Source organism: Paucisalibacillus algeriensis (genome assembly GCF_000577245.1).
Classification (GTDB): Bacteria; Bacillota; Bacilli; order Bacillales; family Amphibacillaceae; genus Ornithinibacillus.
On record NZ_CBYO010000011.1, the window covers coordinates 351,496 to 374,979 of the forward strand.

The 23,484-nt window shown below is 36.2% G+C and carries 20 protein-coding genes and 1 pseudogene; 12 read left to right on the forward strand and 9 right to left on the reverse strand.

The features are described from left to right. Window positions 1-60: 60 nt before the first annotated feature. The 6 genes from TY11_RS08985 to TY11_RS09010 all read right to left on the reverse strand — a co-directional run bounded on the left by TY11_RS08985 (window position 61) and on the right by TY11_RS09010 (window position 7,609). Window positions 61-1,671 (reverse strand): YndJ family protein, encoded by a 1,611-nt coding sequence (locus tag TY11_RS08985; protein ID WP_052345787.1) that lies wholly within the window; start codon window positions 1,669-1,671, stop codon window positions 61-63. Further along, complete coding sequence (locus tag TY11_RS08990) at window positions 1,658-2,272, reverse strand: DUF4166 domain-containing protein (protein ID WP_042145211.1); 615 nt, start codon at window positions 2,270-2,272, stop codon at window positions 1,658-1,660. The genes TY11_RS08985 and TY11_RS08990 overlap by 14 nt, the downstream gene beginning before the upstream one ends. A gap of 10 nt (window positions 2,273-2,282) precedes the next feature. Next, window positions 2,283-3,191 carry a DoxX-like family protein gene (locus TY11_RS08995; protein WP_042145212.1) on the reverse strand — a complete coding sequence of 303 codons (909 nt, stop codon included), beginning with the start codon at window positions 3,189-3,191 and terminating at the stop codon, window positions 2,283-2,285. Window positions 3,192-3,255: 64 nt separating this feature from the next. Then, a complete protein-coding gene (gene abc-f, locus TY11_RS09000) occupies window positions 3,256-4,794 on the reverse strand; it encodes a ribosomal protection-like ABC-F family protein (RefSeq protein ID WP_042145213.1) in 1,539 nt (512 codons plus the stop codon). A 511-nt stretch (window positions 4,795-5,305) separates the two neighbouring features. Continuing rightward, window positions 5,306-7,030: a methyl-accepting chemotaxis protein gene (locus TY11_RS09005; RefSeq protein ID WP_042145214.1), complete on the reverse strand. Its 1,725-nt coding sequence runs from the start codon at window positions 7,028-7,030 to the stop codon at window positions 5,306-5,308. A 219-nt stretch (window positions 7,031-7,249) separates the two neighbouring features. After that, window positions 7,250-7,609, reverse strand: a complete 360-nt coding sequence (locus TY11_RS09010; protein WP_052345788.1) for a YuzC family spore coat inner layer protein — start codon at window positions 7,607-7,609, stop codon at window positions 7,250-7,252. Between the two features lie 215 nt (window positions 7,610-7,824). Between TY11_RS09010 and TY11_RS09015 the strand changes: the two genes are divergently transcribed. Beyond that, complete coding sequence (locus TY11_RS09015) at window positions 7,825-9,075, forward strand: DNA polymerase IV (protein WP_042145215.1); 1,251 nt, start codon at window positions 7,825-7,827, stop codon at window positions 9,073-9,075. Window positions 9,076-9,144: 69 nt separating this feature from the next. Here TY11_RS09015 and coaW read toward each other — a convergent pair whose 3' ends face one another. After that, complete coding sequence (gene coaW, locus TY11_RS09020) at window positions 9,145-9,948, reverse strand: type II pantothenate kinase (protein ID WP_052345789.1); 804 nt, start codon at window positions 9,946-9,948, stop codon at window positions 9,145-9,147. 211 nt (window positions 9,949-10,159) lie between these two features. Here coaW and TY11_RS09025 point away from each other — a divergent pair, with 211 nt between their 5' ends. Then, complete coding sequence (locus tag TY11_RS09025) at window positions 10,160-11,749, forward strand: BCCT family transporter (protein WP_042145216.1); 1,590 nt, start codon at window positions 10,160-10,162, stop codon at window positions 11,747-11,749. A gap of 301 nt (window positions 11,750-12,050) precedes the next feature. Here TY11_RS09025 and TY11_RS09030 read toward each other — a convergent pair whose 3' ends face one another. Next, window positions 12,051-13,253, reverse strand: a complete 1,203-nt coding sequence (locus TY11_RS09030) for a S8 family peptidase (protein WP_042145218.1) — start codon at window positions 13,251-13,253, stop codon at window positions 12,051-12,053. 282 nt (window positions 13,254-13,535) lie between these two features. Here TY11_RS09030 and TY11_RS09035 point away from each other — a divergent pair, with 282 nt between their 5' ends. The 8 genes and pseudogenes from TY11_RS09035 (at window position 13,536) to qoxD (ending at window position 20,350) form a co-directional block, all read left to right on the forward strand. Next, the gene (locus tag TY11_RS09035; protein WP_042145219.1) at window positions 13,536-14,360 is read left to right on the forward strand and encodes an alpha/beta fold hydrolase; all 825 of its coding nucleotides are present in this window, start codon (window positions 13,536-13,538) and stop codon (window positions 14,358-14,360) included. Between the two features lie 116 nt (window positions 14,361-14,476). Next, the gene (locus TY11_RS09040; protein ID WP_042145220.1) at window positions 14,477-14,935 is read left to right on the forward strand and encodes an Hsp20/alpha crystallin family protein; all 459 of its coding nucleotides are present in this window, start codon (window positions 14,477-14,479) and stop codon (window positions 14,933-14,935) included. An 80-nt stretch (window positions 14,936-15,015) separates the two neighbouring features. Continuing rightward, complete coding sequence (locus tag TY11_RS09045; RefSeq protein ID WP_042145221.1) at window positions 15,016-15,798, forward strand: DUF2268 domain-containing putative Zn-dependent protease; 783 nt, start codon at window positions 15,016-15,018, stop codon at window positions 15,796-15,798. Window positions 15,799-16,003: 205 nt separating this feature from the next. Beyond that, window positions 16,004-16,081: pseudogene (locus TY11_RS21035) on the forward strand (YjcZ family sporulation protein); the annotation flags it as partial. Window positions 16,082-16,535: 454 nt separating this feature from the next. After that, on the forward strand, window positions 16,536-17,459 hold the full coding sequence (qoxA, locus tag TY11_RS09050; RefSeq protein WP_042145222.1) for a cytochrome aa3 quinol oxidase subunit II: 924 nt from the start codon (window positions 16,536-16,538) through the stop codon (window positions 17,457-17,459). A 62-nt stretch (window positions 17,460-17,521) separates the two neighbouring features. Continuing rightward, window positions 17,522-19,480, forward strand: a complete 1,959-nt coding sequence (qoxB, locus tag TY11_RS09055; protein ID WP_042145223.1) for a cytochrome aa3 quinol oxidase subunit I — start codon at window positions 17,522-17,524, stop codon at window positions 19,478-19,480. Then, entirely contained in the window at window positions 19,467-20,063 is a 597-nt protein-coding gene (locus TY11_RS09060) for a cytochrome (ubi)quinol oxidase subunit III (RefSeq protein WP_042145225.1), read from the forward strand. Before qoxB ends, TY11_RS09060 begins: the two co-directional genes overlap by 14 nt. 2 nt (window positions 20,064-20,065) lie before the next feature. Then, window positions 20,066-20,350: a cytochrome aa3 quinol oxidase subunit IV gene (gene qoxD, locus TY11_RS09065; RefSeq protein ID WP_042145227.1), complete on the forward strand. Its 285-nt coding sequence runs from the start codon at window positions 20,066-20,068 to the stop codon at window positions 20,348-20,350. 40 nt (window positions 20,351-20,390) lie between these two features. On the opposite strand, the gene TY11_RS09070 is transcribed toward qoxD, so the two are convergent. Beyond that, on the reverse strand, window positions 20,391-20,615 hold the full coding sequence (locus TY11_RS09070; protein ID WP_042145229.1) for a hypothetical protein: 225 nt from the start codon (window positions 20,613-20,615) through the stop codon (window positions 20,391-20,393). A 428-nt stretch (window positions 20,616-21,043) separates the two neighbouring features. Between TY11_RS09070 and TY11_RS09075 the strand changes: the two genes are divergently transcribed. Beyond that, on the forward strand, window positions 21,044-21,586 hold the full coding sequence (locus tag TY11_RS09075; protein WP_042145231.1) for an NfeD family membrane protein: 543 nt from the start codon (window positions 21,044-21,046) through the stop codon (window positions 21,584-21,586). A gap of 44 nt (window positions 21,587-21,630) precedes the next feature. Then, entirely contained in the window at window positions 21,631-23,208 is a 1,578-nt protein-coding gene (gene floT / locus TY11_RS09080) for a flotillin lipid rafts scaffold protein FloT (RefSeq protein ID WP_042145233.1), read from the forward strand. The last annotated feature ends 276 nt before the right edge of the window (window positions 23,209-23,484 follow it).

The following is a 23,484-nucleotide window of genomic DNA, read 5'->3' on the forward strand; positions in this document are numbered from 1 at the left end:
ATGTGTAATTTTCCTTGTCTTCTGCAAAAAAGAATTGCTCTAAGACATTGTAGATAGCCTTCAAACATCCTCGCTTTGCTTCTTCTGAATGTCATACTCTATCTTTAAGAAAGGCAAGGAAAATATCCACATTTGGTGTTTTGCTTTTAACTTTCCTTCTTCAAATTCCGTTACTTCAAACTGTTCTTCCAATGGTAATTTCATTACATATTTTTTTATTAGCAGATAGATTCCCGAGTCAAGAGTATCTCGAGATTGTCTTTTGCTTGTTAAACAAAGGGTTTTACCATTTTGGCTTAAATTTAGCACACCAACCATCGTCGCAGCTGGAAGTGGCAAAGAAATATTCATATATTTTTTTCCATTTGTTATATGCTCTGAATATAAAGCAACAAATACAGTTTCTCCATTTATTTTACGGATCCACGCTCGCACATTCTTTCTGCCATCAATGGAATCCTTGACTGGAATAATATCCCCTTCCATTTCCTCTCTTCTTGTTGACAGTGGTAAATTTAGTTGTTTCATCTGCTTACTAAACAATCTATAAGTAGCAGCAAAAGGGATAAACCATTTACTCCAATTAACCTTCGCAAAAAGTCTATATGCATTCGTATTTTCATAGAAGTCTACTATCGATGGAATTGTTTCAGGATTGATTGTTTGATAACTTTTCATATCATCCACTAAGCCCTTGTACGGGATGGTTCCAATTTTTCCTTGTAATACCTTTTCTCCGACTTCCATTTTTCCTCTAATTTTACTTATTGGAAAGTTAGGTTTCATTTCTTTAGAAGTTGGCATCCCTATTATCCAACCAATTAATCCAATAAATGCAAATAATATCGTATTTAACACCCCATGCGTAGCAATCATATCATCAATACCTATGGTGTATAGATTAGAATAATTTCCAAAAGCATATGCTAACGAAAATAATATGGTTACCCCTAATGAACCAAAAGAGATAATGATGAATGCTCGTTGAACCTTATTGATAATAGGAGCTTTTATGCTTAGGAATATACAAGAATAAATACCAACAATATACAAGATAACAGATACTACTTCTAATAAAACCGAAAAAGTAATCCCTAACGCAACCATCCACGGTGAGATAATAATAATGAAGCCAGTTAACAAATACCATTTTCCAACTTTAAGCATCCTACCCAAAAATCCGAAGAATATCAGAAACAAAAACCCAGAGTAATGGAAATGAACGCTTGTCAGCCAAGTTATCATTGATGAAAATCCTGTGTCGATTTTAGAGTGAAAAGCGAAAAACCAAATTCCACCAACTGATAAGTATATTAGACCAAGATCAATTAATATCTCTTCAAAGAGAAAAAAGCCTCTATTTAAAAATCGTTTAACTCCAAAAAGTGCAACTATACATGTAAACAATAGATAGATAAGGGCTAGAGATATGGTAGCAAATTGTCCTTGAATATATGGAATTACAAATACCGCAGTAGAGGCAATTAATGAGCAATAAGGTAATAGACGTTCTAATTTACCATGTACTTCTCTTGTTAATAGATGAAGAATTAACGGAACAAAAATGAGCTGTGCAACGGTTAATATCGCTAAAAACCATTCAGTTCTTTGAAACAGAACGGTTACTATTATAAATATAATATTTACAAAAAGTACTTTACGAAAGTTCATCTTCAGTAAACACCCCTTTATAGGAGAAAACAGTTCCGATAATCGGATTACGAACATTGACATGAATGATGTACGTTTGTTCCGTATCACAATACCCTTCTTTTACAGTAGCAATCCCTTGGAATATTCTTGGTAATGGTATTTCTTTTCTTCCTAAAACTAGACGTTGCTTTTTAGAAGAAATTAACAAACTCCCATCCTTATCTGTACGAAAAGTTAAATCAGAATAAACCTTTGCTGGTTCTCCTAAATAATCTCTAATAATGTTATGACCTCGATCAAGACTCATTAACGCATTAAAATAGCGTTCTTTTTTACCAAACTGAAATTTTCTTTCCCAATGAATTTGCTCCTCACCATTTTCTCCAACTGTTGGTGTATTACAGATTGTAAATAGAATGTTCTCCCCACGCTCTGGGAAAAGCAACTTCCATTTCACACCATACCAACAGATTGGATAAAGCCATCTTGGGCAACCCACTATAGTATGCATGATACCGGAACCTTTAAATGTTCTCTTTCCCATAGTTTTATAACGTTGTCTAAGCATTGGATGAAGTTTTTCAAAATCATCCCCAAGCGCTGTTTTATAAATAGACATTGTCCTGCCCCTAACGTTCCCTTTTACAATTTTTTGCAGTCGGCATATCTTTACTAAAAAATAATCCAATTAGTGATAAGACAAATAACGCTAAATTGAAAGTTAGTGGATTAAAGGGTTGAAATAGGTAAGAAAAATCTGAGATAATGGCTCCTACCATTAAAATTGGAAATACCAGAGCTTGTAGATAAAATAATCTACGTTTATTTTGATAAAACATCCAAACTATTGCAAAGAGAACTTCCAAGATTCCTGCTATTAAAGCTATCGACTCCCCTTGATTTTTTGTGAAGGGTAATACATTTGTCACCATCGTAATCTCATCCGGATGCATTGCTACTAGCTTCGGAATCATTCCATGGTAAGCCCAAATAAATATAAAAAACACCGTAAGCAAGGCATGACTAAAGAAACGTATAAATTGAGATGCCGGGGTTTCCCCCGTCTCCATCCACCTCTTTAATACATCAAAGCTAAGAGCCGTTGCCCAGCCCATTAACGGTCTAAAAATAACATGGTCAATCATTCTACCAAAACGACCAAAACTAGGTTCATAGTTATATTGAGTTAGAAATTGGATTGAATTATTTTGAGTAGGTATGTATTTCCAATAACCTCTGCCCTCTTTTATGATGGATATTTTCTGATCTGTACCAAAATGAAGTGCAGATGTTCTGGAATCATCTTCTGCATGAAAACTTCCAACACTCTTACCCCAACCTTCAACAGATAAACCAAAACCAATATTAGTACGATATAAAAATTCCTGTGGCTTTCCTTCCTCTTTGGGTAAGTATTTAATTTCTGAAAACCTTAAGTCCCATTTCTGGTGGAGATTGGGTTCCTGTGTCGCTTTCCACAGCTTGTCCATTTCTGCACGAATTACGGTCTCCACATAAATAGGCTTGCTTTTTACCATTTCCCCTCATCTCCTTACCGTCCTTTTGGTTCAGTTTACCATAAAAGAAGGGTAGTAGAAATCACTACTCCCCTTCTTCTCTACTATATTTCTTCTTCTTTTCTAATAAATCCTGAAATTCTTGTTCTAAATTCGGATCTGGATTTATGCTTAATCTACTTAATACTTCAGATAGTCTTGTTTCTATGACCATTAGATCTTGTTCTGTTTCATCCATTACTTTTGGCTGATAGCTTTGGTATGAATTGTAATCCCCTTCTATTAACTCCATCGTCTGACTCTCTATGGATATAATTTTTGTTGCAGTTTTTTCTATAAATCTTCTATCATGGGAGACAAAAATGACAGTTCCTTTATATTCACTAATCAAAGACTCCAATGCTTCTACCGCATCAATATCCAAATAGTTTGTCGGCTCATCCAATATAATGGTGTTTATATCGCTTAAGAAAATTTTGGCAAAGGCAGCCTTTACTCTTTCTCCTCCACTGAGAACTTCTACTTTTTTATATACATCATCTCGAAAAAAATGCAGTCGAGCCAAAACAGTTCGTACTAATGACAACTCCTGAGAAGATGTTGCTTTAACATTCTCTAAGATACTCTTATCTGGGTCTAAAATATCCAGATTTTGACTGAAGTATCCCATCTTCACAGCCGGAGATACCTCAATGCCTTGCTCAGTTGAAATAAGTTTTTTGATAAATGTGGTTTTTCCTACACCATTATTGCCGATAATGGCCACCTTATCACCTGCATGTATATAAAACCTAGCTTTTCCCCATAGTAAACGATCCCCTATCCATCCTTCCAGTTCTTCCACACGAATAATTGCCTTATTACCTAGTATTGCTTCATTGACAATACCCATATTTAACGGAGGATCCTCTTTTACTTTCTCCACCCTTTCTAGTTTTTCTAATCGGGTTTGTATAGCACTAGCAGTTTTCTCCATTTTCTTCTGTTTTTTTGCATAAAAAGGATTTCGAGGACTTCTCGAAGCTTTTGCTGCTTTTTCCTTCTTTAACCCAAGTGCATTCTCTAATTGATGCTTCTTCGTCATATAGTTCTTATAATTCTCATCCTGTTTTGCTATTTCTATTTCTTTTTGTTCACGATATGCGGAATAGTTGCCGTTAAATGTCCTTACTTTTCTTTCATTTACTTCCCATATTTTATTACAAAGGGAATCTATAAAAGCCCGGTCATGTGAGACAATAACAACTGCCCCATTCCATCTCTTTAACTGACGTTCTAATTTCTCAATATGCTCTTTATCCAGATTCGTGGTAGGTTCATCCGCAAAAAGGATTTCTGCCTTTCTTGAAATTGCTTCATTAATATACGTTTGGGTTACTTCTCCACCACTTTTTGTCGTGTTGGTATTTTTTAATTGAGGTAGCAACTCCACACTAGCCTCTGAGTGTACAGTACCAATATATTTGTCTTCATTTCCAGATAAAATATTTAATAAAGAAGTTTTTCCACACCCATTCTTACCAACAACACCAATAAAGTCACCTCTCTGTATTTGTAATTGCTCTACATGTAACAGTTCCCAACCATCAACTTCATACCTAATATCTTTAGCTTCTAATAGCATGTTTTCACCCCATTTGTTTTATAAAACTTGGCATTCGAAAAGCCTTTTGACGAATTCCTTAATTGCCCTTATATAGGCGGGAAAGGTTTTTATGCTTTCCTATCTGCCAAATAAAAAAGCCCCCTACTCACGAAGAATAGGAAGCTAAACCATACCAAATAAACAAATGTTCAGAAACATTTTGAGTGTCTACCTGTACAGATTATAATCCTATTCAACGTGTTTCGAATAAATTGCATGCTAAAAAGTGGGCTTCTCCCATATTTTTCAAGTACAATTATTCAACTCACGATTTACAATAGGATTAATTTAACATCTGCTTAAGGTAACACCCTTTCGAATTTACTTAGGTTAACTATAAAATAATCCATACTTGTCTGTCAAATTTTAGATAAATTCACAGTCGCACCATGCTAGAGATATGTTAATTTTCCCTATATAGATGGGCATAGATTTCTATATATAAAAAAGGATAAACCCTTTTTATGATTTATCCTCTCTTTTTCTAAATCTATAGTTTAAATTGACGAACAAGTCCGTTTAATTCCTCTGCAAGTTTTGCTAAATCTTCGGAACTCCTTGCCATTTCTTCCATTGAACTACTTGTTTGCTGAGTAGAAGCTGATGTTTGTTCAATTCCAGCTGCTGATTCTTCTGATATAGCTGCTATTTCTTCTACAGAAGTATTCATTTCTTGAGTGGTTCCAGCAATCTCTATAAGATTCTGCTTTACGACTATTATACTATCGACCATTTCTTTAATGGCTTGGCTAATATCATCAAATGTTTCCTTTGTATCATCAATTTGTTTGGTTCCCTGTTGCACTTCTTTATAACCCGTTTCTAATGAATTGGTAACAACACTAGTTTCATTTTGAATCTTTTTCACGATTTCCGTAATGTCTGTGACGGATATTGCTACCTGTTCTGACAATCTTCTTACTTCATCGGCAACTACCGCAAACCCTTTTCCATGCTCACCTGCACGTGCTGCTTCAATTGCCGCATTCAGGGCAAGCAAGTTAGTTTGATCAGCAATGTCACGTATGACCGAGACTAGCTGGCTAATTGCTTTTGAGTTTTCTTCTAATCCGCGAACTTTTGATACAGCATCTTTCACTATCGAATCAATTTGATTCATTTGGTTCCCAGAGGCTTGCATTAAATCATTCCCCTGATTAGTCAGACCTACTACAGATTCAGAAAAACGTTGAATCTTTTCTCCATTTTCATTCGCCTCTTGAACGCTCGTATAAAAACTTTGCATGGTATGGGTTAAATCACTCGCTCCATCTGCTTGTCGTTCCGATCCTGAGGCTAACTCCTGCATAGTTGATGCTACTTGTTCCGCACTTGCTCTTACCTCACCTGCAGACTGCATCAATTCTTCACTCTGTGCCGTTACAGTATCTGATACTGTTGATACTTGTTTTATAATATTTTTTAAATAAGCACTCATCTTACTCATAGAAGAAGCTAATTGTCCGATTTCATCTTTACCAATATAGTCAATATCAGCTACCGTCAGGTCCCCTTCTGCAATTTGATTGCTTACCTGAACAACTTTTTGGAGATTTCGAGATATCGCACGGCTAATGAAAACAATTAAAAACACCCCAACTACAATTGTAACGATTAGAAATATGAGCTGTGTGGTTAATGTTTCCCGTTGATTTTCAATCGCACTGTTGACTGCGTTTTCTCGTTCCATATCCACTGATTCCACTAGTTGATCCAGCAACCCTATTGACTCTTCCCTAAGATCATTTGTTTGAATTAGAAATGACTCTGCTACATCCATATTGCCATTTTGGATTGCTGATACAATATAATTCGTAAACATTCTATACAGTTCTTGATTGTTGGAAGTTACTTGTTGGTATATTTCTTCCTGCTCTTCTGATTTCAAGTTAACCTTAACCTTGCTTGCTAAATTATTATATTGAACCTGATTTTCTTTAAATGTATCTACTAAACTAGGATCCTGTACTTGATAGTATGAAACAATGTATATACTCATGTTACGTGTTAGTGAGCCCATTTCTGATATATCCATTGCAATATCACTTTTATACTCCAACTCTTCTATATCTTTTCCAGTATTGATAATGGAACCCGATACCAGTATTGATGAACCAATAAATAATAAAATGACAATTGCAAACGTGAGGCCATACTTCCAGCCAATTCTTATATTACGCAAGTTCAGTTTTTTCTTTCGAGACTTCTTCCCCATGTTTAATCCCCCAAGTATGTATCTAATGCATTAAAAAAACTATTCTATTTGAATAGCTATCTCTTCATCATATTGCAAGCAACAATTATTATACTAATTTTATACGATAAGTTACTAAATTACAACAGAACTCGACAAATGGCAACAGAGCCTTTATTTCTTTCTCACCAAGTTTAAATGCCAGTCAACGCTTAGCTAACTGGCATTCACTAGTATCATTTAACTCCACCGTAAAGCTACCATTAGTCTGCAACACTCCGTATCTTTAACCTTCGAAATAAATTCCATCCTTAACCCATCTGGATTAAAATTAACATTAATATCCGATGTTACTCCGAGTGATTTTATTAGTCGCTCTACCTCATCCATATTCGACTTTTGTGCGGACTCCATGACTTTTTTGCTAAATTCCTCTGAGTCTGCAAACTCATCTAGCACGATACTTGCTTCCTTCATTAATGTACTTGTTTCTTGTGCAGATTGATGTAAATAACCCGTATTCACATCAGGATATTGACGATGTATTTGGTTAGGATATGGGTATACCGGGTAAATATATACTGGGTAATAATAATACAATGGCCGCTCCCCCTTTTCACTAGATTTTTCCATACAACACTATATGCAAAAAACTATTTTCAGGGATTAATTACTATGTGTTTATCTATCTTATCCATTGATTAGAATCTAGAAATCCCCCTCATACAAATCACCCACTTGTATAAATTTCCATTGATAATCTAATTTTAAAAACATATAATAAGAACAAACGTTCCTCTTAGGTGGTGAAACAAATGGATTATTCCACTTTTCCACGACATGATGTTCTTTGTATTGATATGCGTTCTTTTTATGCTAGTGTCGAGGCTGTTAAATTGGGGCATGACCCAATGAAAACCATGCTTGCAGTGGTTGGTGATCCAAATAGATCCGGAAGTATTGTTTTAGCAGCTTCACCAGCTTTAAAAGAAAAATATGGTATAAGTAATGTCAGTCGTTTTTTTGAATTACCAAATGACCCAGAAATTCATATTGTTCCGGCACATATGGCCGACTATCTCCAGGTCTCCGTAGAAATCACCAGACTCATTAATCAGTATACCCCCAAAGAAGCTATTCACCAATATTCCGTGGATGAAGTCTGGGTAACACTGAACGGGCTTGATAAGCTATTTGGCACACCTTTAGAAATTGCTAAACAAATTAAACGCGATATCCTCGATAATTTTGGCATTACCTGTTCTATTGGTATTGGGGATAATAAATTTTTAGCGAAGGTTGTAATGGATTTACACGGCAAAAAAGTTGGAATTGCAGAGTGTCGCTATGAAGATGTAGAAGAAAAGCTTTGGCCTTTCCCCGTTGAAAAAATATGGGGAATTGGAAGTCGTATGAAGCGAAATTTAAATCGCATGGGCATTATCACCCTTGGTCAGCTCGCAAGATTTGATCTAGAGCACCTCAAGAAACGGTTTGGTGTCATGGGGGAACAGCTTTATTGGCATGCATGGGGAATTGATTTAAGTCCTGTATTTGGAGATTTTGTTAAACATGAGCAAAAAGGGTTTGGGCATGGTATTGCACTCCTAAGGGATTATACGAAGGATGAAGTTGCTGTTTGTATATTAGATCTTTGTGAAGAAGTCTGTCGTAGAGCACGAACAGCTGGAAAAATAGGTAAGACAATACACCTTGGAATTGCCTACTCTAAAGAAACTGGTGGTGGATTCTCTCGCTCTAGATCTATCCCGATTCCTACTAATGTCACGATGGATATATATCATATCTGTATGCAGCTTTTCGGGGAATTTTATGATGGTTATAGCAATATCCGCCATGTCTATGTCACACTGGATAACCTATATGATAAAGCTGAAACACAATTAAATTTATTTGAAGATCGCTCTAAACGAACTGATATCGGCTATGTAATGGATGCCATCCGCGAAAAATATGGAACAACTGCCATTCTCCGCGCCAGCAGCTTCACCGACGCTGGAGTTACGCTAGATCGTAGTAAAAAAATTGGTGGACACTATGCTTAAACGCCCTCAAGAGTCCCTTTTTGAGGGCGTTAAGTGTATAACGAAACAAAGCAAACAAAAACATGTCACTTAATCAATTAATGCCCCAACAGCGCCTGCATGCGACCCTTTTTCTAGAAAAATAGGCTCATAAGACATCGTATCCTTAAAACGACTAAGAACATTCTTCAAAGCAATATTATTTACCAATGTACTACCTACAAAAACAATCCGACTAACTTGTTTCAACATCGCAGCTTGACCAGCAAGCAAAATGATTGTCTCACCAATTAACTGCATTACACTCGCTAAATAATCATTCTCATTAGCCGCTTCATTTAGATGAACTTTTCCTAAATTTGCAGCTGTCAAATCACCAAAAATTGGTGGCTCATTAGGTGCGTATATATCTCGAACTAATAAGTCACTATTTCTGTTATCCCCTATTTCTGCCATAGCAGTATACGAAGAAAAGTCATTTTTTCCTGTAATTAGATGGCCCAGCCCCATTAAGGTTCCTCCACCAATCCCACTACCTAATATACGTTCAAAAGAATCTGATTTAACATGGAATATTGAGGTCCCCGTCCCAATATTTACTAAAATAAAGTCCTCGTGTAGGATACCCATCTCCTGTACTAACAAATAGCGAGTTCCGTTCGTAACCGCGTGAAACTCCTCAACAATATAAGATTCATTAGAAAGTAGATTCTTTAGTTGACCAGCTTTTCCACCAGTTATTACTAGTTGTGCATCAGGTGCTAATATCACTAACCATTGTGCTACTTTTTCTAATTCAAGATTAGAAAAAGTTTTAATATGTAGTTTCCCTTGTTCCTGATAAGAAACTTTAACAAGTGAACCTCCAGCATCTATTCCAATTTTACGTATCAAATTGTTCCCCCCTTGAAAACACTTTCCATTTTCAATTTACATGAACAGGTTAAAAAAGAAAAGTAGAGCGAATTCTGTTACCCATTTTTTGCAATGAAAATGTAATAAACAAATAGTTTGACCACTGGTTTAATCAACATGAAAATCAGGAAATGGTACATAGTATAACTAGATAATTAATTTGAAAAGTGTACAAGGAAGGAATGTTTTCATGAACGCAAAACTTATCGATTGGCCTACTTTTATTGGTGCACTCGTAGTTTTACTAGCCGTTACATTACCTTTAATATTTTTTCCAGAAGCAGGCGCTCAAGCGATTAATTTTGCAAATGACTTCTTAACTGGAAAATTTGGAGTATTGTATTTATCGCTAGGAATATTCGCATTTATATTTTTGCTTTATGTCGCATTTAGTAAATATGGAAAGATAAAATTAGGTAAACGCGGTACGGAAAGAGAATTCGGTTCTTTTTCTTGGGCAGCCATGCTATTTTCTGCTGGTATTGGATCAAGTATCTTATACTGGGGAATGATTGAATGGGCTTATTATTACCAGGCTCCTCCATTTGGTGTTGAACCAAAGACCAAAGAAGCAATAGAACTTGCCGCTACGTATGGCATATTTCACTGGGGACCGATTGCATGGGCTATCTATACGCTCCCTGCTTTACCAATTGCTTATTTTTACTATGTTCGAAAAAGTCCTGTCCTAAAAATCAGTGCTGCATCAAGGCCGATTATAGGAAAGCTTGCAGACGGTCCCTTGGGTGTAGTCATTGATGTGTTGTTTATCTTTGGATTATTGGGCGGTGCTGGAACTACACTAGCCCTTGGAACACCCATGATTGCTGAAGGTGTACATGACATTACTGGTTTACCAGTAAACTTAGGACTGCAATCTGGAATTATGCTATTATGTACGATAATTTTTGCAATAAGTGCATACTCCGGATTAAATAAAGGTATAAAGGTTTTAAGTGATATCAATATATGGCTTGTACTATTTATTTTAATTTTCATCTTTGTCTTTGGTCCCACAGTATTTATTAGTGAAACAACGTTTACCAGTCTTGGTATTTTATTAGATAATTTCTTCCATATGGCGACCTGGTTAGAGCCTTTGGCACAAATAGACGGCTTTCAAGCTACAAACTTTCCAGAAACATGGACTGTGTTTTACTGGGCTTGGTGGACGGTATATGCCCCTTTTGTTGGACTTTTTGTAGCAAGAATCTCATGGGGTAGAACAATACGTGAGATGATTTTTGGAACATTAATATATGGAACATTAGGCTGTATATTGTTTTTTGGGATTTTAGGTAACTTCGGTCTGTATCTGCAGCTTACAGGCACATTTGATGTAATAGGATTTATGAATGAATTTGGTGCACCTGCAGCCATCATCGAAATCCTTCATCAGCTTCCAATCTCAAATTTTATTGTTATTGTCTTTACGATATTAGCAATTGTCTTCCTCGCCACAACGTTTGACTCCGCTTCCTATATATTAGCCGCTGTAGTTCAAAAACACGTCCCGGGTGGTGAAGCATTACGTTGGAATCGCTTATTTTGGGCATTTGCCTTATTATTGCTTCCACTTGTACTCATGTTTTACGGAGATTTACAAGCATTACAAACAGCTAGTATAGTGGCAGGATTTCCAGTTATGTTTATTATGTTATTACTCGCGATGTCCTTTATAAAAGCTGCAAATACAGATTTAAAATCATTAAAAGAATATCGCTCCCCTACAATTTATATCAATAGAAAGAATGCAGAAGATAAACATGATCTAAAATAATCTTATCCTGAGAAGCTATCTATCAATGCTCCCCTTTTTTCATATTAATATATATTTGATTTGATAAATTAAAGTTTCAAACTTGCTAAAAATGATAAGAGACTGGGACAAATAAAAGTTTAAATTGAAAACCTGAACTATTCGCCAAATCAGCTCCGGAAATATTCGGAGACTCCTTTAAAAAGAAGAACGCTTTTTCTCACGAAGTTGTTTCGCTGTCGGAGCGAGTCCTATCATATTAGTTCGGATTTTCATTAATTAAAACTCTTTTGTCCCAGCCTCAAATTGTATTTAAGTATAATTAATATTGAACTGAAGCATTTACATTTATTAACCCATGTTCAACCGTTCGACCTACACCATTCATATAAACAGCCGTATTTTCGATTGCCACTCTAACCTGTACGTTATTTTTTCCTTGACCAGTAAGTAATGCCGCTTGACCGGCAACATAAGGAGAAGCCATGGATGTACCAGACATATATACATAACTATTATTTGGATAAGTGGAGGCAATGTCTACACCTGGAGCCATTACATCAACCCATGTACCCCAGTTTGAGAAATTAGCTTTACGGTTATTGGAATCAACAGCACCTACAGCAATAACATTTTCATAAGAAGCAGGTTCGAAAGTTGTTCTAACTCCATCATTACCAGCAGCAGCTACAACCACAGCACCACGATTCCATGCATAATTAACTGCATTTTCTAGTGTCTGCGTATCACAATTACATCCAAGAGATAAGTTAATTACCTCTGCACCAGCATCTGCTGCATAAATAATCCCATCTGCAATATCAGCCAAAGAACCACTGCCTTGCGCATCCAATACACGAACCGCCAATACTTTGGTGTTTGGTGCCATACCAGCAATTCCTGTAGCATTATTCGTTTCAGCAGCTGCAATTCCAGCTACATGTGTACCATGTCCGTTTTGGTCTTGAGGGTACCAGTCATTTTGAACAAAGTCATAACCAAGAACAACTTTTCCATCTAAATCTGGATGATTATAGTCAACACCAGTATCAAGAACGGCAATTTCTTGACTCGAGCTACCGCGAGTAACATCCCAAGCATGGTCCGCATCCGTATTAAATAATCCGTATTGATAGCTTGGGCTGAAATACGTATCATTAGGTGACCAAGTAGCATTAAGTACATAGTTTGGCTCCGCATACTCCACATTAGGATTGTTGTTTAAGGCCTTAACAACAGCGTCTACATTACCAACCTCAAGCACTAAAAACGGTGACTGAACGGCGTCTACATCTGCTTTCACCTTAGCATTAGCATTGTTAAGAACTTTACTTTGTTGGTTGACAGAAACCTTATCCTTAAACTTAACGATTACTTCACCTTTCACCTGTTCACCTTTTGATACTTTTGCCGAATTGCTTGCTACCTTTTCAAGGTTCCCCTCATCAGCAGCAGCATTCCCAACAATTGGGAAAAACAATGCAAAAACTACCGCGATTAAACTAGCTAACCAAGACTTCTTCATGAAACTCCTCCTCTCGTTTCTACGTTTCATTATATTTCGAGAGGCATATCCAAATAATGAGCACCGAAGCCTAAAAAAGTTGGGAAAGTGAGGTAGACATATATAAATTGACACTGGCCAATATCCTTATTAATGTAGGGAAAAACTATCCATTTTAAATTTAGCTATTTTTAATGATAAAATAGTATAAGCTCTGGGAAAAATGTTTATAAGAGATAACAATATAAAAGATAGCTATATAGCCTGGATATCTAATTATTTAGAGGTGAAAATAATAATCAGATGAATTTTACAAAAACTTACATAAAAGTATTTAATACAACTATTTATTGTGAACATAGGCTGCAAGTAAATAGACCAACAATTTTTCTCATACACGGCTTTGTAGCCTCATCTTATACATTCAATCGATTAAAGCCACTTCTGGCAAATGAATTTTCAGTAATTGCGATTGATTTACCCGGATTTGGAAAAAGTGAAAAGTCTACCTCATTTACCTATTCATTCGACAACTACGCCAGTTTAGTATTAAAATGCATGGATTATTTTCAAATAAAAGATGCCTATGTAGCAGGTCATTCAATGGGTGGTCAGATTGCTTTATACACAGCAAAGAAGGCACCTGAGAGGATTAAAAAGTTAATATTATTCTGTAGCTCAGGATATTTACCAAAAGCAAAGAACTATCTTATTTATAGCTCATACCTCCCCTTCTTTCATTTAATTGCAAGACGAAAGATTAATTCACAGAGTGTTGTAAGAAATCTCAGAAACGTATTTTACGACCATTCCTTTATTACCGAAGATCAAATTGAGGAATATGGAAGGCCTCTGCAAGATAAGAATTTTCCAAGGTCACTAGTTCGATTACTTAGACATCGTGAGGGAGATTTAAATAGTGAACAACTAAAAGAAATAAAGACGCCTACCTTACTGCTTTGGGGTAAAGATGATAAAGTAGTACCCCTACCCATTGGAAAAAAGCTTGCTAAGGACTTACCAAACGCGAAAATAATTTCGTATGAACAAGCAGGTCATTTGGTAACAGAGGAAAAAGCCCAACAACTTTATAAGGAAATTCTATCCTTTACCGAACCCCAGGATTAAGTATTATTTCACTTAATTCTGGGGTTTTAAACTTCAAATCAAGGTTATATGCCCACCACTTTTTTTAGACTATCGCATACACTAATAGTAATATCTAGTCATATGGGGTGAACTATATGGGTTATAGAAAGAACAGGCTACCCGGTCGCTTTGATATTGACATGACACCATTACATGACTTTATGAAACAAATGGATTCCTTTTTCAATCAATCTTTTAAACATATAAACAAGCACTTCCATCTTCAACCATTTTGGGTGGAAATAAAGGAATTCGATACCCATTATATGATCCAGGCAAAACTTGATGGCTACAAAAGAGATCAGATTCAAATCGAAGTGGCTGGTAATCAACTACGAATTAGCATTGAAGATCATCAACTTATCGATCAAAAAGATTTAAAAGGTAGCTATAATCAAAAAAAGCAAAGCTTTGTTAATAAAGAACGAATCATTACCTTACCATTTGAAATACCAAAAAAAGAAATCCAAGCTACTTTTAGAAACAACCATTTAAACATTTCCATTCCAAAAGATAAAATTAATAGGACAATTATTGACATTGAAGAATCATAATACACAATGGATTCGGCCTCTATTATAGGCGCCCGAATCCTTTTTAGTAACAATAAACTTCAGTTAAGGAGGGGACCTGCTTGCCTGTATACCAAACTGATAAATGGCTTGATAAATCCTATCATTCCCCCGAACACATTTTTAGAAAACTTACAAAGTACTTTTATCAAGGTAATGTAAAAGAAGTTAAAAATTTACTTATTAATCATGGAATGTACCATAGACCAGAACAAGACGGAGAATTATTATTAAAAACATTACGTAAAAAGAACGTGTGGGAAATTATTACGAAAGAAGAACTAAAACTTAAACAAGAATGGAATGGAAAAAACATACCTATATTCATCCTCCCATCTGATACGTACAATAGAAAAATTAGAGAACATTATAGAGGAAAATCCGGTCTGGCTTTTCGTGATAAATTATTTCTATTCCTATCCACTGAATGTACTGAGAAGGAAATAAAAGCATTATTTGCCCATGAATATAATCATTGTTGTAGACTTGTCCATGATCCAACAAAGGAGAAAGATTATACCCTTCTTAATGTCATCATATTGGAAGGGTTAGCCGAAAATGCTGTTCGAGAAAGGTTTGGTACTTCTCTTTTAGCTCCATGGACATCCTACTATAATGAGGATGAATTACAGAACATGTGGAAACACGTAGTCTTTCCTCACAAAGATTTATCAAAAAGCAACAGAAATGCCAATAATATTCTGTATGGAAAGAACTTCTATCCAAATATGGCCGGTTATGCTGTCGGTTATTATTTGGTGCAACGGTATATGCAGAAAACCGGAAAAAGTAGTAAGGAATTACTTGAAATCCCAGCTGAAGAAATTGCCTTAATTGAAAAATAGGCAAATGTACAGTTTCCCTAAAAACTGGGTGTATATCCCAGTCAATTAACGAGCGCATTCATATAGTATTAACAAACACTAAATCAAAAGTGTTTTATCTTTGGAGGTTTCTTCTCCTAAATTCACTGATATTGTACGTTAGGAGGGATGTAGAATGTCATTCGGATACGGCTGTGGTGGTTATGGCGGATATGGCTACGGCGGTGGAGGATACAACAATAGCTTCGCGCTTATCGTTGTTTTATTTATCCTTCTAATCATCGTAGGTGCTGCTTGGCTATAATTTAAGAATTAACTAAACTACGAGAAGACGGGGACAATTCCCCGTCCTAGGTAGTTATGAACCATGTTACGAAAAGGCATATTTCTTCTAAGTTATTGGCCAAGAGGTGGGCCTAAAACGAATATGTATTGGAGCATCCATGTAAGTCGGATGCTCTTTTTATTGATAAAAGAAAAAGTATGATGCATATACATAAGCGGAAACATATTTTCGGTATCTCCCCCTAACCTGTTATAAATCTATTCCCCCTGCTATTTCAAGCATTAATCTGGAGCATATTTCCAATTTCCACAAAATCGACAAATTTTATTGAACAATTTGTGAAGTGATTCTCAAATCATTGTAATAATTATCACATCGTAATAAGATAGAGTAGCGCCACTTTGTGAATCATATCACAAGTTTGTCCAATTTGTGAACAATAGTAACCATTTTTGGTGAAAGGAGAAAGTATATGAAACTCAAACTAGCATTTATTGCATTCGCTATGTTGTTAACTACTATATTAGCTGGTTGTGAACCTTTGCTGGTATTAGATCCTAAAGGTCCTCAAGCAGAAACTACAGCTAACGTAATTTGGCTATCTATTTTAACAATGGCTATAATCGTCATTGTTGTTATTACCTTATTGGTTATCATGCTCTATAAGTATAGGGCTTCCAAACAATCAGAGGACTATGAACCACCGCATATAGAAGGAAACCCATTTGTCGAAACAATTATTGTTGCTGTTCCAGTAATAATTGTTTTATTCCTGTCTATTGTTTCGGTTAAATCAACTTACGAAGTAGAATCAATTCCTGAAGGATACGATAATCAAGAACCACTTGTAATCTATGCCTCCTCTTCTAATTGGAAATGGCATTTTAGTTATCCTGAACAAGATATCGAAACGGTTAACTATGTCTTTTTACCAACCAACCGTCCAGTTGAATTTCGCTTATATTCCTATGGACCAATTACAAGCTTCTGGATTCCACAACTTGCCGGTCAAAAATATGCAATGGCTGACATGGTAACGAAGATAAACATCGTTGCAGAAACTCCTGGGGATTATGGTGGTAGAAATGCTAACTTTAGTGGTGAGGGATTTGCTGAAAATACATTCACTGCAACAGCATTAACAAATGATGAGTTTAATAAGTGGGTCGAAGAAATTCATTCAACTGCTGATCAACTAACAGAGGAACAATTTAATAAACTACTAAAGCCTGGTCATTTAGGCCAAATGACCTTCACCGGAACACATTTAGAGTTTGCTCCAGCTCCTGAAGGGGAACATGGTGGTCACCATCACGGTGAAACTCAAGAAGAAGGCCAATCAAATCATGAGGATCACTCTAGTCATTCAAATCATGAAGATCACTCTAGTCATTAAAAGATGAGACTAGCTTGCTAGATAAATATAAAACGTGAAGTACCTTGAAAGGAGTTATCATAATGGAATTTTTTGAACGGTTTGCCATTCCTCATCCCAGCCCATTAATTTATGCATCGATGGTTGCAATCGGACTAACTATGATTGCTATTGTTGTTGGAATTACTTACTTTAAAAAATGGGGTTATTTATGGCGTGAATGGTTAACAACAGTAGATCATAAACGAATTGGTATGATGTATATTATCTCTGCATTATTAATGCTTTTCCGAGGAGGAGCAGATGCAGTAATGATGCGTCTACAAACAGCTGTACCAGATAACACATTTTTAGATGCACAACACTATAATGAAGTTTTTACAACTCATGGAGTTGTCATGATTATTTTCATGGCCATGGCGTTTATTATCGGTATGATGAACTTTGTTGTACCATTACAAATCGGAGCACGTGATGTTGCTTTCCCTAGATTAAATGCGATTAGTTTTTGGTTATATTTCGCTGGAGCAATGCTCTTTAACATTTCATTTGTAATTGGCGGCTCCCCTGATGCTGGTTGGACGAATTACTTCCCACTTGCAGGAACTGAGTTTAGTGAAACGGTTGGCGTCAACTATTACATGTGGGCACTTCAGATTTCAGGTATTGGTACACTGATGACAGGGATCAACTTTATTGTAACCATCCTTAAGATGAGAGCTCCTGGTATGACATTAATGAAAATGCCGATGTTTACTTGGTCTGCATTAATTACAAACGTCATTATTGTATTTGCTTTCCCAGTATTAACTATTGCATTACTAATGGGTACGCTCGATCGACAGTTTGGAACACATTTCTTTGCATCAACAAATGGTGGAATGGATATGCTTTGGGCTAACCTTTTCTGGGTATGGGGACACCCTGAAGTATATATCTTAATACTCCCTGCTTTCGGTATATACAGTGAGGTTATTTCCACTTTCTCACAGAGAAACTTATATGGTTATAAATCGATGGTAGGTTCAATGGTTCTTATCTCCTTTATGTCCTTCTTAGTTTGGGTACACCATTTCTTTACTATGGGTCATGGCCCATTAGTAAATGGAATCTTTTCTATTACGACAATGGCCATTGCTGTACCTACGGGGATAAAAATATTTAACTGGTTACTAACGATGTGGAAAGGTAAAATTCGTTTCACCGTTCCTATGCTTTATTCTGTTGGTTTTATTCCATTATTTACAATCGGTGGAGTAACTGGAGTAATGCTTGCAATTGCAAGTGCAGACTATCAATATCACAACACGATGTTTTTAGTAGCACACTTCCATAACGTAATCATCCCAGGTGTTGTATTCGCAATGCTGGCCGGACTTACTTATTGGTGGCCAAAAATGTTCGGATTTATGCTAAATGAACGAATTGGTAAATGGGGATTCTGGTTCCTTACGGTTGGATTCTGTTTAGCATTCTTCCCAATGTATATTACAGGATTAGATGGGCAAGCGCGTCGTATGTACACGTACTCGGAAGAAACTGGATTCGGTCCATTAAATATGCTTTCTTTCTTCGGAGCTGGACTAATGGCAATTGCCTTCATCCTAATTGTTTACAACGTTTACTATAGCTTCCGATATGCACCAAGAAATGTTGGTCAGGATCCATGGAATGCACGTTCACTAGAATGGGCAACACCAAATCCAGTCCCACATTACAATTTTTCCGTTACCCCTGTGGTTAACTCGTCTGAAGCATTCTGGGACTCTAAGAAAAACGGGCATCAATTATTCAAAGATAAGATAGACAAAATTCATATGCCTAATAATAGTGGATTACCAATAATTATAGCAGGACTATTCTTTGTCTTCGGGTTCTCCTTTGTCTTTGGGATATGGGTAGGAGTCATAGCAGCTGCCATAGGAATTTTTGGATGTATGGCTTATCGGACATTTGAAAAAGATCATGGACATTATATTCCAGTCGAGGAAATACAAGAAACAGAAATGAAATTGGAGGTGCGAAATAATGAAAATAGATAATACTGGACCTCTTGAATACAGTACTAATCAAAACCAAATGAACATTTTAGGATTTTGGATATTCCTAGGTGCTGAGATTATGCTTTTTGGAACATTATTTGCATCGTATTTTACACTTGAAAACGGTGTTGGCTCTGGGCCATCAGGTGCCGAGGTGTTTGAGATTACACCTGTACTACTTGAAACAATTATTCTACTAACTAGTAGCTTTACGATTGGTCTTGCAACACATGCCATGCGTATTAACCATAAAAAAGCAACACTAGTGTTTTTAGGAATCACGCTTCTTTTAGGATTATCATTTCTAAGTGTTGAAATATACGAGTTTATTCATTATTATCATGTAGGTTTAACCTTACAAACTAGTGCTTTTTCTGCCATATTATTAACAACACTTGGTACACATGGTGCTCACGTCACGTTTGGCTTATTCTGGGGATTGTTTATTTTCCTACAGATTAAGAAACGAGGGTTTACTCCAGAAACAACGAATAAATCCTTTATCTTCTCACTTTATTGGCATTTTCTAGATGTTGTCTGGATTTTCATCTTCAGCTTCATCTATTTGAAAGGAATGATGTAAACATGAAAGAGTTATTTCCAGTAAAACAAGTAATGGGATATATTTTCTCACTAGTTCTTACTGCAGTTGCCCTTAGTGTTTACTTCCTCGATATGTCATTTGAAGTAGGCCTGACTATACTATTAGTTACAGCATTTATTCAAGCAGCTCTCCAGCTAGTATTCTTCATGCATGCTGGTGAATCAACAGATAAAAAAGCTATTTATACAAATGTATACTATGGTATTGCAATTGCATTAGTTACTGTGTTTGGTACCCTATTAACTTTAATTTGGGGATACATGTAATAAAGGAGCTCTGTCTTATTCGACAGAGCTCCTTTATTATTTAGACTGTTTTTCGCTTATTCTTTTCCACTACTTCTTCTGTTGCAACAAGAAAAATCCCCATAATAAAAATGAATACGCCACCCATAGTTACACCAATTCCAATTCCTGTTAAAGCACGGAAATCGCTTACAAAATATCCATATAGAAATAAAATCATACCAATAGTAACTAAAGTTCCACAAAGAATACTTACTGCCCTTAATAATTTCGTAGAATTTACCATGATAAATCCCCCTTCTTTCTTATATTATTCATTCCGTTCACAAATTTGTCAAATTTTTAACAGAATAGGTCAATTGGCGGAAAAACATTACTCACTCCCCTCTCCAAACCTAGCACGTATGTTAGATACTATTTCATTATCAACTTCCTTTTACAAAACCCACTCTTTGATCAGCTAACATAAAACGAAAACAATTATTAGAAGCAAATGTAAATATTGAACAACTATCTATTTCCCAAGGAGAAGGTTAACTAAATGCAGAAAACATAAAGATTAATATTTAATACTAGGCACTGACGAATTTGATTGATTTTATCTATTGCCTGGCTTTTTTTTAAAAATTGTTTGTATTTTGTGAAACCTAGGTTACAATAGAATCGTATATTAGGTAATCGGAATTTTTAATCTACAGATAGGATGATGCAGAAATGACAATATTTGGGGTTGATATTCAAACCATTTATTTAACGACACTAATAATTTCAGGTTGTTTTACAGTTCTTTACCTTTTCTTCGGAGATGTCATAGATGGTGTTGGTGAAGGTATTCCCTTTCTAAATCCTACTCTAATTTTAGCATTTATTGTATTCTTATCCTCTTCTGGATTTGTGTTTGAACTAGTTACACCCCTCTCAAGTACCTTGATACTTCTTATTTCAATCACTTTTGCTATTATCATGGATATTATCCTTAACTTTTTTGTTCTAATTCCACTCGCCTCAGCAGAGGAATCAATCGCCTTCACTGAAGAGTCATTAAAAGGAAGAGTTGGTAAAATAATAATCTCTGTTCCAAAGGATGGTTTTGGTGAAGTAATTATTGATGGAAAAAGCGGAATGATTTCGAGACCAGCAGCAAGTTATGAAAACATTCCTATCGCAGAAGGATCTGAAGTATTAGTATTAGAGATCAAAGAGGGAGTATTTTATGTCATCCCTTACGATTTAGATTCCGAATTATCTTTATCCTAATATGCTAATACCATATTAAATATATTATTTAAGGGGGAAATTAAATGGATTTAGGAATATTTAGTGGATTTACAATTCTAATCGTAATTGCTGTATTTCTGGTGATTACTCTTATTGCGGTATTTGTAAAAAAATACCGTACTGCAGGTCCTGATGAAGCATTAATTGTAACAGGTAGCTACTTAGGAAATGGGAAAACTGTACATACCGATGAATCTGGTAACAAAATTAAAATTATTCGTGGTGGAGGTACTTTTGTACTTCCTGTATTCCAACAGGCAGAACCATTAAGTCTTTTATCCAGTAAACTTGATGTAACAACACCTGAAGTTTATACAGAACAGGGTGTACCAGTAATGGCTGATGGTACTGCTATTATTAAAATTGGTGGTACCGTAAACGAAATTGCCACCGCAGCAGAACAATTTTTAGGTAAAACAAAGGCCGACCGAGAAAGTGAAGCAAAAGAAGTTCTAGAAGGACATCTTCGTTCTATTCTTGGATCCATGACAGTAGAAGAAATTTATAAAAATCGTGACAAATTTTCACAAGAGGTTCAACGTGTAGCATCTCAGGATTTAGCAAAAATGGGGCTCAATATTGTATCCTTTACTATTAAAGATGTTAGAGATAAAAATGGCTATCTTGATTCCTTAGGTAAACCACGTATTGCACAAGTAAAACGGGACGCTGATATTGCTACAGCAGAAGCAGATAAAGAAACTCGAATTAAACAAGCGGAAGCAGCAAAAGAAGCTAAGAAAGCTGAACTCGAACGGGCGACAGAAATCGCTGAAGCCGAAAAAGAGAATCAATTAAAAACAGCTGAATATAGACGTGAACAAGATATTGCTAAGGCACGTGCGGACCAAGCATACGATTTAGAAACTGCTCGTGCACAACAAGAAGTAACTGAACATGAAATGCAAATTAAAATTATTGAACGTCAAAAGCAAATTGAACTAGAAGAAAAAGAGATCTTACGTCGAGAAAAACAATATGACTCTGAAGTGAAGAAAAAAGCTGATGCAGATCGTTACTCTGTTGAGCAGGCAGCAATCGCTGAAAAAGCAAAACAAATTGCAGCTGCTGACGCTAACCAGTATCGAATTGAGGCTGAAGCCAAAGCACAAGCTGAAAAGATTCGTGTAGATGGTCTTGCGAAAGCTGAAGCAGAACGTGCACAAGGTGAATCTGAAGCAGATATTATTCGACTTAAAGGTCTTGCTGAAGCTGAGGCGAAACGTAAAATCGCTGAGGCGTTTGATCAATATGGTCAGGCAGCTATACTTGATATGGTTATCCGAATGCTTCCAGAATATGCAAAAGAGATTGCTAGTCCACTAGGTAACATCGATAAGATTACTGTCGTAGATACTGGTGGAAATGGGAAAAATGGTGGCGGTGCTAACAAGGTTACAGGTTATGCAACGGACCTAATGGCATCACTTCAAGAGACACTTAAAGCATCCTCTGGCATCGATGTAAAAGAATTACTGGAAGGATTAGTTGGGAATAACAAATTATCCGTTGGAGACCGTGATGGATTTTCGTTTGAACTTAATGAGCCAAAAGCTGTTTCTGAGAAAGCAGACAATGTAGAAGAAAAAGTTTCGAAGTAAGTACCCTCTCGTTAGCGCACCCTTAGGGGTGCGTTATTTTTTTTACTCCTCCCTTCAACCTACTTGGTGTTTTAAGTGCATATGCCGGTGGTTTGAGCATATGTCAGGGCTGATGCGCATGATCCTGTAGTTCGGGTACATACTCTGGGATCTCGAGCGCATGATCAATTTAACCTTTCATACAACAAAAAAAAGCCAAGAGAAGAATAAATCATCTCTTGGCTTTTAATTTGCCTGGCAACGTCCTACTCTCACAGGGGCAATGCCCCAACTACC